Here is a 13,399-nt window from a genome sequence, read left to right on the forward strand (position 1 = left end):
CGCGGGTCGCGTGCCGTGGGCGGGACGTTACGAGTCCGCGCGTGCGTGATCTTCTCGCGCTGCTCTCGGGCGAGCCGCGCGGGGGTGTGTCCGTCGTGGGGCTGGTCGAGGGGTTGTGGGCGGACGGTCGTCCGGAGAACCCGGCCAAGGCGCTCCAGGTCGTCGTGTCGCGGGCCCGGTCTCAGCTGGGTGCGGACGTCATCGCGAGTACGCCGACCGGATACCGGCTGGGGTTGGACGAGTCCGAGGTGGACGCGTGCGCGGTGGTGCTCGCCGCGTCCGCGAGTGCGCGATGCGCCCGCGACGGTGACCATGCCGGGGCGCTGTCGCATGCCGAGGAGGGGCTTGCGCTGTGGGTCGGGCCGCCGAAGCCGGATGAAGGGGACGATGCCCTCTCCGTCCTGCGCGCGGAGCGGGCCTCGACGTACTGGACGTTGCGCCGGGCCCGTGGGCTGGCCCTGGCCCGGCTCGGGCGGCACGCCGAGGGGTTCGAGGCGCTCACTTCCGTGGCCGGCGAGTGTCCACGGGACGAGGAGGTCCTCGCCGAACTGCTGCGCTGCGAGGCGGCGACGGCCGGGCCGTCCGCCGCGCTGGGCCGGTACGAGTCCTACCGGCGTTCGCTGCGCGACTCGCTGGGGACGGATCCGGGCGCGGTCTTGCAGGGCGTCCAGCAAGAGCTTCTGCGGGACGAGGCGCCGGCCGTGCGGCGGGGTGTCGCGCATGAGCCGAACCCGCTGCTCGGCCGCGCCGATGACCTCGCCGCCGTCCTGGACCTGCTGCGGGCGTCCCGCGTGACCTCGATCGTCGGGCCAGGCGGGCTCGGCAAGACGCGGCTGGCGAACGCGGTCGCGCGGGACGTGCCGCAGCGGGCCGTGCACGTCGTCGCGCTGGCCGGCGTCGCGCGGGACGGGGACGTGGAGGGCGAGGTCGCGTCGGTGCTCGGCGTGGGCGAGGCCCGGCAGGCGCCGCGCCGCCCCGGCGGGACGCTCCCCGGGATCGTGGACGCGCTCGGCCCCGGCCCGGTCCTGCTCGTCCTGGACAACTGCGAGCACGTCGTCGACGGCGTCGCCGGCCTCGTCGGCGCCCTGGTGTCGATGACGCGGGACGTGCGGGTGCTGACCACGAGCCGCGCGCCGCTGGGCCTGACGTCGGAGTCGGTGTATCCGCTGCCCGCGCTCGCTCTGGAGGCGGCGGCCGAGCTGTTCCGGCAGCGGGCGCTCGCGGCGCGTCCCGGGGTGGGCCTGCCGGCCGTTACGGTCGCGGAGCTGTGCCGGCACCTGGACGGGCTGCCGCTCGCGGTGGAGCTGGCGGCGGCGCGCGTCCGCGTGATGTCGGTGCCGGAGATCGCGCGCGGGCTGGACGACCGGTTCGCGCTGCTGCGCGGCAACGCCCGCGACGCGCCGTCCCGGCACCGGACGATGCACGCCGTCGTCGACTGGAGCTGGAACCTGCTGACGCCGTCCGGCCGGGCCGCCATGCGTGCGCTGTCGATCTTCTCCGGCGGCTTCACCCTGGACGCGGCACGCCACCTGCTGGACGGCGACGCGCTGGACGTCCTGGAAGACCTCGTCGGCCAGTCACTGCTCACCATGACCGAGGACGGCACGGGCACGCGGTTCCTGATGCTGGAGAGCGTCCGCGAGTTCAGCGCGTCCCACCGCGATGCCGAAGGGGAGACGGAACGCGCGGTGGACGGGCTGCTCTCCTGGGCGCGCGAGTTCGGGGCGGCGCACCACGAGGCGCTGTTCGGGGCCGATCCCGTCGCGCCGCTGGAACGCGTCCGGGCCGAGCAGGACAACCTCCTCCAGTCGCTCCGGCACGGGCTCGCCCGGCGGGACGGTCCCGCGGTCGCCGCGGCCACGGCGGTGCTCGGCGGGCTGTGGACACTGGAGTCCGCCTTCACCCGGATGATCACTGTGGTCGAGGAGACCGCCGGCGTGCTGAGCCGGTTCCGTCCCGGCCCGCAGGACGTCGACACCACGCGGACGGCGCTGGCGCTGAGCGTCCTCACCACGGTCATGCTGAAGGGGCCGCGGGTCACCCGCGCGCTCGTCGCGCTGCGCCGCCTCCCGCCCGCACCGCCGGACGGGCTCGTCCGGGCGCTGGCCGTCCTGGTGGGGTCCGCGCCCGAGATCCTCGGCCCGGACTGCGCGGCGCTCGACCGGATGCGCGCCGGCGACCACCCGCTGCTCGCGGCCCTCGCGGACTGCGTCACCGGCTACGTCCGCGAGCACGAGGGCGATCTGGCGGGCGCGCTGGACGTCACGGAGGCGATGGCGGCCGCGGCGGAGACCGCCCCCTCGCCGTGGCTGCGGCTGATCGCCCACTCGCGGCTCAGCGAGCTGCTGATGCAGACCGACCGGCCGGGAGCGGCCGCCCACCACCTGCAGGTGTCGCTGGACTTCCTCGGCCGGTACGGCTGGCCCGACATGTTCGGGCTGCTGTGGGCGCTCGCGGCCGTCCACCTCCACCTCGGCGAGTTCGACGAGGCGGAGCGGCTGCTGGAGCAGTCCATCGCCGAAGGCCCGTACGACTCGCCGGGCATGGCCACCTTCAGCCTCGGCGTGCGCGCGGAGATCGCATTCGGACGCGGCGACGCCGAGACGGGCCTGCGGTTGTGGCGGGAGGCGGCAACACGCCTCGCGGACGAGGAGATCCCCGCCCCGGCGCCCGGCCTCGACCCGTGGACGGTGGACACCCACTGCGCCGCCGTCATCGCCCACGCGCGGCACGGGCGGCTCGACCTCGTCCAGGACCTCGCCGAGGGGCTGCGCGGCAAGCTGTCCGCGCTGCTCGCCGAGGCGGCGCACCCGCTGCCGCCCGCCGTCATGGACCTGCCCATCTGCGGCGCGCTCCTGCTGGCGCTGGCCATGGTCGACGACGACCGGACCCGCGCCGCGCGCCGGATCGCGCTGGCGGAGCGGGTGCACTTCAGCCGCTCCTTCCAGCCGACCATGTCCCCCGCGGCCGCCCGCCGCGCCGCCCTCGACGCCGACGAGCCGGCGTACCGCGCCGCCGTGGCGGAGTACGCCGGCCTGTCCCGCGCCGGTCTCTGGGACGCCGCGCGGTCGCTCGCTACCGGGGCGCCTTCCGGTTGAACAGCACCTTCGACGCCGCGTAGCCGACCACGGCGAGCCCCGCGCACCAGGCCGCGGCGGCCACCGCGTCGGCCCCGTCCGGCGACGTCGTCAGCAGCCCGCGCAGCGTCTCGATGATCGGCGTGAACGGCTGGTACTCGGCGAACCACCGCACCCCCGCCGGCATCGACTCCGGCGGGACGATCGCGCTGCCGAAGAACGGCAGGAACTGCACGATCATCGGCGTGTTGCTCGCGCCCTCGGGGTTCTTCGCCAGCAGCCCGAGCATGACGCCCACCCAGGTCAGCGCGAACGTGAGCGCCACCAGCAGCCCGGCCGCGGCGAGCCAGTCGAGAACGCCGCCACTCGTCCGGAACCCCATCGCGACGGCCACCCCGATGACCGCGACCGTGCTCAGCAACGTCTGGATCATGCTGCCGATCACATGGCCGGTCAGCAGGGACGCCCGCGCTATCCCGAGCGTCCGGAACCGGTCCACGATGCCCTCGGTCATGTCGACGCACACGGAGACCGACGTCTGCAGGCACCCGGACGCGATCGCCATCAGGATGATCCCCGGCGCCACGTAGTTGATGTAGTCGCCCTTGGCGGGGCCGCCGACGCCGGCGCCGAGCGCGTTCCCGAACACGCCGACGAAGAGCACCATGATGAAGATCGGCATCATGATCCCGGCGACCGTCAGGGACGGGTAGCGCAGCGCGTGCCGCAGGTTGCGGCGCAACATCGTCGCGGAGTCGGTCATCGCCGACGCGAGCGCGCTCATCGTGAAACCTTCTGGCTGGTGAGGGCGAGGAACACGTCGTCCAGGTCGGGCGTGTGCACGGACAACTCGTCGACCTCGACGGCCGCGTCCTCCAGCCGCCCGAGCAGCTCCCGCAGCGACCGGACGCCGCCGTCACTCGGCACCTGCAGGGCGAGCGCGTCGTCGTCCCTGGTCACCGCACCGAGCACGCGCGCCGCCGCGTCCTGTTCCCCCGGCCCGGCGAACCGCAGCCGGACATGCCCGCCCGGCACCAGCCGTTTGAGTTCCTCGGACGTCCCCTCGGCGACGATCCGGCCGCCGTCCAGCACCGCGATGCGGTCGGCGAGCTGGTCGGCCTCGTCCAGGTACTGCGTCGTCAGGAAGATCGTCACACCGCCCCTGACCAGGCCGCGAATGATCTCCCACGTCGTCCGCCGGCTGCGCGGATCAAGCCCGGTCGTCGGCTCGTCCAGAAAGATGATCTGCGGATTCCCGATCAGCGTCATCGCGATGTCCAGCCTGCGCCGCATCCCACCCGAATACGTAGCGACGGTCTTCCCCGCCGCCTCCACCAGGTCGAACCGCTCCAGCAACTCATCAGCGGCCCTGCGCCCCGCGCGCTTCCCCAGATGATGCAGATCCGCCATCAAAATGAGGTTCTCCCGCCCGGTGAGCAGCCCGTCCACCGCCGAGTACTGCCCAGTTACCCCAATGGCCCTGCGCACTCCGTCCGGATCCCGCCCCAGATCGCACCCAGCGACCCGCGCCTCACCCCCGTCCGCCCGGATCAACGTAGAAAGAATCCGCACAACGGTCGTCTTCCCGGCCCCATTAGGCCCAAGAAGCGAGAACACCGTCCCGCGCGCCACCTCAAGGTCAAGCCCATCGAGGACGGCCTTCTCTCCGAACACCTTCCGCAGCCCCACCACCGAAATGGCCGTCTGCCCAGCCGAATTTTCCATGCAGAACACCCTGAAGCCCCGCGCCTTCACCCCACTTTCACTCCGCCTTCACCCGCTTTGGCCGAAGGGCGAGGATGCAGGCCGGGTGTGGCCCGTCAGCCAAGGTGGGGCGTGTCCCGGTCTTCGCGGTAGTGGCGCAACCTCAACCGCTGGGTGTGGTGCATGGGCAAGTCGTCCAACTCACCCATCGGCACCCAACGGACCTCCAGGGACTCAGTACTCACCTGAAGTTCGCCTCCGAGTAGACGAGCCTTGAAACAGACGTTGAACTGCCGGCGGACCTCACCGTCCGAGTAGGCGATGATGTGGAGCGGGTCAGTGTAGGTGCCGACCAGGCCCGTGACCTCGATCTCGTACCCGGTCTCTTCCTTGACCTCCCTGACCGCCGTGCCCGGTAGAGACTCGTCCAGGTTCATCCCCCCGCCTGGCAGCGCCCACAGCCCCGAGTCGGCTCGTCGTTGCATGAGCACTTCACCGCGCTCGTTGGCCACCACCGCCGAGGCGGCGACGACCAGTGAATTCGGAGCTGGTGCGGCCGGGTCGTCGTAATACTCGGTACGCGCCACTCTTCACTCCTTGACGGCTTGGCGAGAGAGCGCCCGCACGGCTCTCGGCGTACCGGTCGAGCATCCTGCCGGACTAACGACCGGCCGGACCGCGAAGGGCCGCACGCAAGGCAGGACGTGGGACGAGGAGGACCGGCCCGTCCGGGTCCTTCGAATCCCGGACGGCCACGCAATCCTTCGCGCCAGCCAACTCGACACAGGATCCGCCAGAGCTACCGCTGCGGCTTGACTTACGCCAGGTGAGTTCGCTTTCCATCTTTCCACTTCTCTTCGATTGTACGGTTGATCAAGTCGACGCTCAGGTTGACCGGGAGGGCCTGTATGGAGATCGCGTCGAACCTGTCCCTGAGTCTGGAGATGTCCTGTCGTGCGTCCATCATGATCCCACGCGCAGGCGTCTCAACATAAGAAATTTCCTCGCCGCTGGGCAGAGTCGCGATCATGAACTCGCCCTCGTTGCCAGGATGACGAGCGCCACTCGGCACGACCTGGACACTGACACGAGCCGAGTTGGCCTGCGCAAGACGCTGGAGTTGAGGTCGCATCACCTCTGGACCGCCCACGTCGTACCAGAGAACAGACTCGGGGAGGATGTACAGCAGGCGAGGCGGTTGGGGGGTCGTGCGGGAGAGGATTGCCTGCCGCGCCATTCGCGACTCTACAGCCTGGCTGTCATCAAACAGCAGGCTACTTGCGTACTCCATCGTTTGAAACAGTCCGTGAACCACGATCGGGCTGTAGACCTTGAGGGTCCCCGTCTCCTCCTCGACGGTGGGCCACTTGCGGAACCACTCGGGGAAGCCGTCCTTCTTGTCGCCGAACAGGCCGTCGTGGAGGTGGGCGAGGGCCTGCTTGGTGTCGGGGACGTTGTCGCAGTGTTCGGCGAACTTTCGCTCGCAGTGGGATTCGGCGCGTTCGACAGCGCCGATGAACGATGGGCTGTAGGGGATCTTGTCCCCGAGCTGCTTGATGCTGTAGTTCGCGAGCACGCGGTACCTGCGGACTTCTGATCCGAACAGGTCGAGAGCGCTGTTCGACGGGGTGAGGCGCTTGGGGGGCTGCGGCATCGCTTCTCCCTATCACCAGCCATGACCAGTGACGACCAGTGGTCGGGGGCCATGGTCCATGTTTGCCTTGTGGGGTTCCTTTCGCATTTCCCAGCATGACACTCTGCGCGATGCTCGACCAGGGGATGACGGAAACGAAGGTCGGAATGTTCGACGCGAACGTTTTGACAGTTCCCCCCGAAACGGGCAAAGCGGAATGCATTTTCGCAATCTGTCGGGCAAATCGGACAGGACGGAGTGGCGTGCCGTGATGTATCAATTCACAAAGGACGGCGCCGGGATGTGCGACGAGGACGATTCGACGCTCGTCCTCGAGCCGGACAAGGAGGCGCCGGCGAAGGCGCGGCGGTTCCTCGCCGAGCGGTTCGCCGAGTGGGGCATCGCCGACGACCACACCGGGCGGCTCATCGCCTCGGAGCTCGTCACGAACGCGCTGCTGCACGGGGAGGGGCCGATCTTCCTCCGCGTCTTCCGGGACGAGCGCGACGGCCTGCCCACGATCGAGGTCCGGGACGGCGGGGACGGGCGCCCGCTCGTCCAGCCGGAGAACTACGCCGCGACCAGCGGGCGCGGGCTGCTGCTGGTGGCCGGTCTCGCACACGACTGGGGGACGCGGCCGCTGGTGGAAGGAGGGAAGCTCGCGTGGGCGAAGTGCGGACTCTAGCCGTCCAGGCGGAACGCCACCTGCTGCGGTGGCGCACCCGGCGAGGCCACGGGACGGCCATGCGGTATCTGGACGAACTCGCTGCGGCGCTCGCCCCGCAGGGCTGGCGGTTCGTGAGGTTCTACCGGCGCGAGGAGTTCCCCGTCCCCGTCCCGCTGCTGTGGGTCCACGCGCGGGCGACCAAGGACGTCGGCATCGTGGTCAGCGTCCTCGCCGTCCCCGGGCGCGCCTGGGCCTATCACGACGCCCAGCGCGGACGGCACGGCTACCTGTGCCTTTGCGGCGACACCGAGACGGCCGCCGCGCAGATCGACCGCCTCCTCAAGCACCGTCTCTTCCCCGCTACCTGGTGACGGCCGTGGCTGCCGGAGGTTCGCTGTGACCATGCTCGTCCTCGCCGCCGTCGTGGGCGCTGCCTTCCTGGCGGGGTCCGCAACGCTGTTCGTAGCCGAATGGCGGCGCCCGAGGTACGTCGGCCGGCACCGGGCGATGTTCTGATCTCGGCATCCGCGCGGGCGGGTCACCAGGACAGGGGGAGGGTGTCCAGGCCGAGGACGAGGCTGGCGTGTTCGAGGGGCTGCGCGCCCGGAGCAATGCCGTAGTCGGGGATGCGGGCATGCCACTCGCGCAGGGCGATCTGGAGTTCGAGGCGGGCGAGGTGCGCGCCGAGGCAGCGGTGCGGTCCCGCGCCGAAGGCGAGGTGCTTGGTCGGCGGCCGGTCGAAGTCGACCGTCGACGCGGCGGGGACGGCGCGGGGGTCGCGGGTCGCCATGGCGAGCGGGAGCATCACCATGTCGCCGGCCTTCATCGGGCAGCCGTGCAGGTCGACGTCGGTGGTGAGCTTGCGCGCGGGCAGCGGGAGGGCGTAGACGCGCAGGAGTTCCTCGATCGCGTCGGGGATGACGGACGGGTCCGCGGTGATGCGCGCCCGGTCGGCGTCGTGCCGGGCCAGGTGCCAGAAGGAATAGGACAGCTGGGCGGCGACGGTGTCGAGGCCTGCGAGGAACAGCAGGATGCACAGCTGCAGCAGCTCGTCGTCGGTGACCGGCCGTCCATCGATGGTGAAGGCGGTCGCGGCGCTGATGAGGTCGTCCCGCGGATGCGTCCGGCGGTCCTGGATCAGTTCGGTGAAGCAGGCCATCACCGCCGCCATCGCCTCGGCCCGTCCGGCGCCGGACGGTGGCGGATGCAGGATGGCGTACTCCCAGGCCAGGAACTCCCCCAGCCGTTCGACGGGCAGGCCCACCAGTTCCAGGAAAATCGTGGTGGGGTACAGGCGTGCGAAGTCGGTGACGAAGTCGCACGAGTTCCGGCCGACGAGACCGTCGATCAGCGCGACGCAGTGCCGGGTGATCCGCTCCCGCAGCGCGGCGGCGGACGCGGGGGTGAACAGTGGCCGCAGCAGCCGCCGCCAGGTCGTGTGCAGCGGCGGATCCAGCATGATGGGGATCCACTGGTACGGCGGATCGGGGTCGATGACGGCGATCGCGCGGTTGGAGAACGTCTCCGGGTCCTGGAACGCGGCGAGAATGTCGGCGTAGCGCGTCAGCACCCAGAACCCGCGACCTCCGGTGCTGCGGAACGCCGGATGGAGTTCGCGCAGCTCGTCCAGCCCCGCATGGGCCCGGCCGGCGGGCCCCGGCTCGCCGAACGGGTCGAAGGGGACGTGCGGCGCGGTCACCGGACGTCCTTGCGCGCGACGCCGCACAGGTACGTCGCCGGAAGTCCCTGGCCGGACACCGGCCCCAGCGCCGGGTCCGGCCGCCAATCGGACAGATTGACCAGTCCCGGGCTCAGCAGCTCCATCCCGTCGAAGAGCCCGGCGACCACATCCCGGTCGCGGAAGGTCATGCCGGTGTCGGCGCCCAGATCCCGGTAGGTCCGCGCCCCCTCCTCGGCGGCCTGCCGGTAGCCGGACGCGGGGTCGGGCCTGGTGATGTGCGAGATCGCCAGGTGGCTGCCGGGCACGAGCGCGTCCCGGAGCCGGCGGACGGCGCCGCGCACCCGGTCGTCGTCCGGCATGCAGTGCAGGACCGACAGCATCAGGACGGCGACCGGGCGGTCGAGGTCAAGGATCTCGGCCAGCTCCGGAGCGAGCAGTATCGACTCGGGGTCGTCGAGGTCGCCCTCGATGACCATGGTCCTGGGCTGCGTCGCCAGCAGTGCCCGCGCGTGAGCGAGGACGACCGTGTCCTTGTCGACGTAGGCGACACGGGCGTCGGGGCGCACCGCCCGCGCCACCTCGTGCACGTTCTGCTGGGTCGGCAGACCGCAGCCGATGTCCAGGAACTGGTCGATTCCGGCCTCGACCGCGAGGAACCGCACCACCCGGGCAAGGAAGTGCCGGTTGGCCAGCGCGGTGGCGCGAGTGGCGGGCGCCACCGCGATGATCTTGTCTGCGGCGGCGCGGTCCGCCGCGTAGTTGTCCTTCCCGTCGAGGAAACAGTCATAGATCCGCGCGACGTTCGGAATGGTCACATCGACGCCGCCCGGTGCGGTTTCCGAAGCCATGACACCTCCGTCTCGGGGGTCATGGTGATCATACGCAAGAACCTCTCCCGCGACGAGGGGGCTACGCTACGCTCCGGTGACCTCCGCCCCGAAGTGGACGGATTCTCAGCAGCGTTCGCTGGACTTTGCGGACGGGCCGTTGGGGATCCAGCCGACCGCCTGCGTGCAGTGGGCGAGCGTGTTGGCGCTGAGCGACCAGATCTCCTTGGTCTTGGTCCGGCACTGGGTGCCTTCCAGCGAATGGGTGTTGTTGTCTCCGACGGCGACGCATGCGTTCCAGGAACTGTGCGAGCTGCGGTATCCCGCCCAGACGTAGAGGTAGGCCCAGTTCTTTCCGCAGCCCTTGAACTGCTTCACCGAGGCGAACGTCTGGCCGCCCGAATTGATGTGCGCGGTGCTGCCGATCTGCACGGTGCTGGAGCACCCGGGAGCGGATTCGGCGTGGGCGATGGCCGGAATTCCCACGACCGCCGGCACCGCCAGGAATCCCGCCAGCGCCGTCTTGGCGATTCTGCTCATGTCGACCCCTTCTGTTCAGGGTCCGCACAGCGCGGACGGTGCGAGCCTGGCAGTGGGGTGTTGTTGTCCGCTACGCGTCTGACAAGCTATGACACGGTCTGACAGCCGGACGGGCGGACGGCCGCTACTCGGCGACGTTGACCACGAAATAGATGGGTCTGGCGCCCGGCAGGAACTGCTGTCCCCGTCCGTCCACCATCTTCCAGCCGACCCAGCATGAGCCGGGACGGCTCGGCGCGACGACGGGAACGTTGATCCGCACCTGCCGTCCCGGTGCGGTGTCGGGAATCCGCACCTTTCCCGGAGTGGAACAGGTTCCGTTGTCGGCCGGCAGGTCGGCCCTTTGCAGGAAACGGTCGTGCCAGGGGACGGTCCCGGCGTTCTTGATCTCCCACGTTTTCACGAACCGCTCGCCGACCTTCACCGCCGTCCCATCGGGAATGGTGACGTCGCCGACGAAGACACTTCTGTCGCCGGGGAAGAGCGGCTCGGGAGGCGGTGTTTCCACGGCCGCGCTGGAACGCGTCTTCGTACGTGGGTTCTGGCCCTGCCGCATGTACAGGGCAGTCCCCCCGACGATCAGCAGCACTCCGCAGACCGCGCTGACGACGACGTACGTGCGGGGCGACCTCCAGGCGCGAGCATCGGTGGCGCCCGCCATGTCGATTGTGTCTTCTTCCGGGCCATCGACGGTCCGGGCTTCGGCCTCCCCTGCGCCGGACGCCTCGCACCAGCGCGCACGCCAGTCCTCCACGTCACCGCCGCACACCTCGACGAACGCACTCGTCGTCGGCCAGCTCGGGAAGCGGATCCCCTTCGCCGCCTCGTGCAGCGTCGTATGGCTGACGCTACCGGCCTTGCCGGACATCGTCCGGAACGACGGGTTGCCCGCCGTGGCGCGCAGCCGCCGCAGCTCCCCGGCGAACTGCTCCTGGCGCTCTCGTCTTCCGTCCGCGGGCGTCGGCGAAACGGCGTCGGGCAAGACTCACTCCAGTCCCGGCGCCCGCTGACCGGACGCCTTGCGGTGAAAGGTCCTGTCGCGCGATGCGGTTCCCCGATCGCACGGAACACCAACTTGATCTTGCAGAAAACGCACCCGCCGTGCAACCGGTATGGGGCTCAGGGTCTTGCCGCGAAGGCGTCGAGCGCATGGAGCACATGGCTCCGCGTCGCCGCACCGCCCAGATGTCCCGCGTCCGCCACGACGATCAGCTCCGAGCCCGGCCAGGCCCGGTTGAGTTCCCACGCCGTGTCGAGGGGCCCGCCCATGTCGAGCCGGCCGTGGACGAGGAAGCCGGGAACGCCCGCCAGCCTGCCCGCTTCGCGAATCAGCACGCCCTCTTCCAACCAGGCGCCATGCGAGAAGTAGTGGGCACAGATGCGCACTAGGGCCAGGCGCGCGGCCGGAGGACGATCGCCGTACGGGTTCGCGGCGCCCTTCGTCTCCCCGGACAGGACGGCGTCCTCCCAGGCGCACCAGTCGGCCGCCGCCTTCTCCCGGACGGCGGCATCGGGATGCTCCATCAGGCGCGCGTAGGCCGCGACGACGTCGCCGTCCCGCCCGGTGCCGGGAGCGCCCGCGAGAAAGCGCTCCCACTGCTCGGGGAAGAATCGTCCGACACCCCGGTAGAGCCAGTCGATCTCCGACCGCCGCGTGGTGGTGACAGCGGCAATAACGATCTCCGATACGCGCTCCGGATACCGCTCGGCATAGGCCAACAGGAGCGTGGACCCCCACGAACCGCCGTACAGCAGCCAGCGGTCGATGCCGAGATGCTCGCGGAGCCGTTCCATGTCGGCGACCAGATGCCAGGTGGTGTTGTGCCGCAGGCCGGTCGCCGGGTCGCTCGCGTGCGGGGTGCTGCGTCCGCAACCGCGCTGGTCGAACAGGACGATCCGGTAGCGCTCCGGGTCGAAGTGGCGGCGCATGCCGGGGCGGCAGCCCGAACCCGGTCCGCCGTGGACGACGAGCGCGGGCTTGCCGTCCGGATTGCCGCACACCTCCCAGTACACGAGGTTGCCGTCGCCGACATCGAGCATCCCCGCCTCATACGGCTCGATCTCCGGATGCATCCGCTTCTCCCTGCCGTGCTAGCGCGGGTGGCGGGCGAGGGTGGTGGATAGGAGCAGGATGAGCAGGGTCGCGATTAGCGCGAGGCACGCGGTGACGCCGATGGTGGGGGCGGCGAACGTGGTGAGCAGGGTGAGGACGGCCGCGGCCCCGATGAGTGCGGGACGGACGGCCGTGCGCCGCATCGGTGCGTGCAACGCCCACAGCATCACGAGGAACACCGCCACCGGGACGGCGACGGCGGCGATCACGGTGTGCTCGTCGGTGTGGTGCTCGGCCGCGGAGAGGACCGCCACCTCCAGGCCGGCGCCCAGGGCGGCCAGCGCGGCGAAGACCAGGTAGTGGCCGTAGCCCCAGGCGAAGGACCAGTCGCGGCGGTCGGCGAGGCCCTCGCCGGCGGGTTCGGAGAAGTAGATCCACCAGAGCGTGAACAGGATGGCGAGACCGGCCAGCGCGATGCCGACGAGTTCCGCGTGCAGGCCGTGCTCGACCGTGTCCTGGACGGCGTTCGTCGCGGCCAGGACGCTCTCGCCCAGCAGGATGATCGTGAACAGGCCGTACCGTTCGGCGATGTGATGCGGGTGCCAGGTCGTCACGCGGGGACGTTCCGCGATCGGCGGCACGGACAGTTCGAGCAGCACGAGGATGAGGAACACCCAGGACGGCCCGCCGTCCGGCAGGGCGCGCCGCGACAGCCAGAAGACCTGGAGCAGCGACACGCCGGCCGCGTAGCGGAGCGCGGTGGCGCGCCCTTCGGGGTGGGCGATCGCGGCGCGCACCCACAGGCTCGCCAGGCCGACGCGCATGACGAGGTAGCCGAAGGTGACCGTGGTGAAGTCGCCGTCGAATGCGGCCGGCACCCCCGCCGCCAGCAGCAGGACGCCCGCCATCTGCACGAATGTCATGACCCGGTACGGGACGTCGTCCGTGTCGTACGCGGACGCGAACCACGTGAAGTTCATCCACGCCCACCAGATGGCGAAGAACACCATGAGGAACGGCTCGACGGCGTCCTCGACGTGGCCCTCCGCGACCGCGTGCGCGAGCCGTCCGGCGACCTGCGAGACGGCGGCGACGAAGGTCAGGTCGAACAGCAGCTCAAGGGGGCTGGACACGCGGTGCGGCTCACCCAGGTCACGGGCGACCATCCGAGTTCGGATCGGCGGCATCCGCTCACCTTAGAACGGAGCGGGCACCGG

The 13,399-nt window shown here is 70.5% G+C and carries 14 protein-coding genes; 3 read left to right on the top strand and 11 right to left on the bottom strand.

Translation table 11 applies throughout. From position 1 onward, the window contains the following. The first annotated feature begins 41 nt into the window (after nucleotides 1-41). The gene (locus HUX53_RS28285; protein ID WP_217920007.1) at nucleotides 42-3,098 is read left to right on the top strand and encodes a BTAD domain-containing putative transcriptional regulator; all 3,057 of its coding nucleotides are present in this window, start codon (nucleotides 42-44) and stop codon (nucleotides 3,096-3,098) included. Here HUX53_RS28285 and HUX53_RS28290 read toward each other — a convergent pair. The 5 genes from HUX53_RS28290 to HUX53_RS28310 all read right to left on the bottom strand — a co-directional run bounded on the left by HUX53_RS28290 (nucleotide 3,076) and on the right by HUX53_RS28310 (nucleotide 6,435). Then, the gene (locus HUX53_RS28290; RefSeq protein ID WP_176406259.1) at nucleotides 3,076-3,861 is read right to left on the bottom strand and encodes an ABC transporter permease; all 786 of its coding nucleotides are present in this window, start codon (nucleotides 3,859-3,861) and stop codon (nucleotides 3,076-3,078) included. The two genes, HUX53_RS28285 and HUX53_RS28290, sit on opposite strands and share 23 nt — an antisense overlap. Then, nucleotides 3,858-4,802 (bottom strand): ATP-binding cassette domain-containing protein, encoded by a 945-nt coding sequence (locus HUX53_RS28295; protein ID WP_176406260.1) that lies wholly within the window; start codon nucleotides 4,800-4,802, stop codon nucleotides 3,858-3,860. The genes HUX53_RS28290 and HUX53_RS28295 overlap by 4 nt, the downstream gene beginning before the upstream one ends. Before the next feature lie 95 nt (nucleotides 4,803-4,897). Further along, nucleotides 4,898-5,368 (bottom strand): NUDIX hydrolase, encoded by a 471-nt coding sequence (locus HUX53_RS28300; RefSeq protein WP_176406261.1) that lies wholly within the window; start codon nucleotides 5,366-5,368, stop codon nucleotides 4,898-4,900. 73 nt (nucleotides 5,369-5,441) lie between these two features. Then, on the bottom strand, nucleotides 5,442-5,624 hold the full coding sequence (locus tag HUX53_RS28305) for a DUF397 domain-containing protein (protein WP_176406262.1): 183 nt from the start codon (nucleotides 5,622-5,624) through the stop codon (nucleotides 5,442-5,444). Then, complete coding sequence (locus tag HUX53_RS28310) at nucleotides 5,599-6,435, bottom strand: DUF5753 domain-containing protein (protein ID WP_176406263.1); 837 nt, start codon at nucleotides 6,433-6,435, stop codon at nucleotides 5,599-5,601. Before HUX53_RS28310 ends, HUX53_RS28305 begins: the two co-directional genes overlap by 26 nt. Before the next feature lie 250 nt (nucleotides 6,436-6,685). Between HUX53_RS28310 and HUX53_RS28315 the strand changes: the two genes are divergently transcribed. Together HUX53_RS28315 and HUX53_RS28320 are read left to right on the top strand one after the other, a co-directional pair. Continuing rightward, nucleotides 6,686-7,099 carry an ATP-binding protein gene (locus tag HUX53_RS28315; RefSeq protein ID WP_176406264.1) on the top strand — a complete coding sequence of 138 codons (414 nt, stop codon included), beginning with the start codon at nucleotides 6,686-6,688 and terminating at the stop codon, nucleotides 7,097-7,099. Beyond that, on the top strand, nucleotides 7,078-7,452 hold the full coding sequence (locus HUX53_RS28320) for a hypothetical protein (protein ID WP_176406265.1): 375 nt from the start codon (nucleotides 7,078-7,080) through the stop codon (nucleotides 7,450-7,452). The genes HUX53_RS28315 and HUX53_RS28320 overlap by 22 nt, the downstream gene beginning before the upstream one ends. Nucleotides 7,453-7,619: 167 nt before the next feature. On the opposite strand, the gene HUX53_RS42695 is transcribed toward HUX53_RS28320, so the two are convergent. From HUX53_RS42695 to HUX53_RS28350, 6 genes are all read right to left on the bottom strand, one after another. After that, nucleotides 7,620-8,780, bottom strand: a complete 1,161-nt coding sequence (locus HUX53_RS42695) for a cytochrome P450 (protein WP_176406266.1) — start codon at nucleotides 8,778-8,780, stop codon at nucleotides 7,620-7,622. Next, nucleotides 8,777-9,610 (bottom strand): SAM-dependent methyltransferase, encoded by an 834-nt coding sequence (locus tag HUX53_RS28330; protein WP_176406267.1) that lies wholly within the window; start codon nucleotides 9,608-9,610, stop codon nucleotides 8,777-8,779. Before HUX53_RS28330 ends, HUX53_RS42695 begins: the two co-directional genes overlap by 4 nt. A 105-nt stretch (nucleotides 9,611-9,715) precedes the next feature. Continuing rightward, nucleotides 9,716-10,129: a hypothetical protein gene (locus HUX53_RS28335; RefSeq protein WP_176406268.1), complete on the bottom strand. Its 414-nt coding sequence runs from the start codon at nucleotides 10,127-10,129 to the stop codon at nucleotides 9,716-9,718. Between the two features lie 124 nt (nucleotides 10,130-10,253). Further along, a complete protein-coding gene (locus HUX53_RS28340; RefSeq protein ID WP_176406269.1) occupies nucleotides 10,254-11,111 on the bottom strand; it encodes an NBR1-Ig-like domain-containing protein in 858 nt (285 codons plus the stop codon). A 137-nt stretch (nucleotides 11,112-11,248) separates the two neighbouring features. Next, nucleotides 11,249-12,202 carry a prolyl aminopeptidase gene (pip, locus tag HUX53_RS28345; RefSeq protein ID WP_176406270.1) on the bottom strand — a complete coding sequence of 318 codons (954 nt, stop codon included), beginning with the start codon at nucleotides 12,200-12,202 and terminating at the stop codon, nucleotides 11,249-11,251. 18 nt (nucleotides 12,203-12,220) lie between these two features. Further along, a complete protein-coding gene (locus HUX53_RS28350; protein ID WP_217920009.1) occupies nucleotides 12,221-13,369 on the bottom strand; it encodes a low temperature requirement protein A in 1,149 nt (382 codons plus the stop codon). Nucleotides 13,370-13,399: the final 30 nt, after the last annotated feature.

This window comes from Actinomadura sp. BRA 177 (genome assembly GCF_013372625.1).
Taxonomy (GTDB): domain Bacteria; phylum Actinomycetota; class Actinomycetes; order Streptosporangiales; family Streptosporangiaceae; genus Spirillospora.

What these genes read in the sequence shown, in the direction of transcription:
- HUX53_RS28310 (WP_176406263.1), bottom strand. Translation starts at nt 6,435, where the DNA reads ATGCCGCAGCCCCCCAAGCGCCTCACCCCGTCGAACAGCGCTCTCGAC.
- HUX53_RS28350 (WP_217920009.1), bottom strand. Translation starts at nt 13,369, where the DNA reads ATGCCGCCGATCCGAACTCGGATGGTCGCCCGTGACCTGGGTGAGCCG.
- HUX53_RS28290 (WP_176406259.1), bottom strand. Translation starts at nt 3,861, where the DNA reads ATGAGCGCGCTCGCGTCGGCGATGACCGACTCCGCGACGATGTTGCGC.
- HUX53_RS28295 (WP_176406260.1), bottom strand. Translation starts at nt 4,802, where the DNA reads ATGGAAAATTCGGCTGGGCAGACGGCCATTTCGGTGGTGGGGCTGCGG.
- pip (WP_176406270.1), bottom strand. Translation starts at nt 12,202, where the DNA reads ATGCATCCGGAGATCGAGCCGTATGAGGCGGGGATGCTCGATGTCGGC.
- HUX53_RS28315 (WP_176406264.1), top strand. Translation starts at nt 6,686, where the DNA reads ATGTATCAATTCACAAAGGACGGCGCCGGGATGTGCGACGAGGACGAT.
- HUX53_RS28335 (WP_176406268.1), bottom strand. Translation starts at nt 10,129, where the DNA reads ATGAGCAGAATCGCCAAGACGGCGCTGGCGGGATTCCTGGCGGTGCCG.
- HUX53_RS28305 (WP_176406262.1), bottom strand. Translation starts at nt 5,624, where the DNA reads ATGGAAAGCGAACTCACCTGGCGTAAGTCAAGCCGCAGCGGTAGCTCT.
- HUX53_RS28330 (WP_176406267.1), bottom strand. Translation starts at nt 9,610, where the DNA reads ATGGCTTCGGAAACCGCACCGGGCGGCGTCGATGTGACCATTCCGAAC.